We start from the raw sequence: 262 nt of genomic DNA, 5'->3' as shown, positions 1-262 counted from the left end.
ATCGGCGCTGAGAGTCTTAGCTTCCGGGTTCGGAATGTGACCGGGCGTTTCCCTCTCGCTATGGCCGCCGTAACCCTTCTAGACGCAACCGCCAGCCTTACGGCGTGGTGGTGGTCAAATCTGGGTCACACGTCATGCGTGTGTTCTGTTGTCCGCCCCGAGCAGTGTCGGGTGCGGCGTGCAGGTCGTGTCTTTGCGAACACGACCCGCGGTATGGAGCCCGTATTCTGGGAACCACAAAGTGGACGCAAGCAATCTCTGA

Annotated in this window: 1 rRNA gene; it reads right to left on the bottom strand. The window is 59.9% G+C overall.

Features of this window, described 5'->3' with window-relative positions:
* A 5S ribosomal RNA gene (gene rrf / locus MT353_RS21315) occupies positions 1-72 on the bottom strand; the annotation flags it as partial.
* Positions 73-262 lie beyond the last annotated feature (190 nt).

It is taken from the genome of Rathayibacter sp. VKM Ac-2927, assembly GCF_022815525.1.
In the GTDB taxonomy this organism is placed as follows: Bacteria; Actinomycetota; Actinomycetes; order Actinomycetales; family Microbacteriaceae; genus Rathayibacter; species Rathayibacter festucae.
Note: the sequence above shows the minus strand (reverse complement) of the source record. Positions and strands in the feature narration are given on the sequence as shown.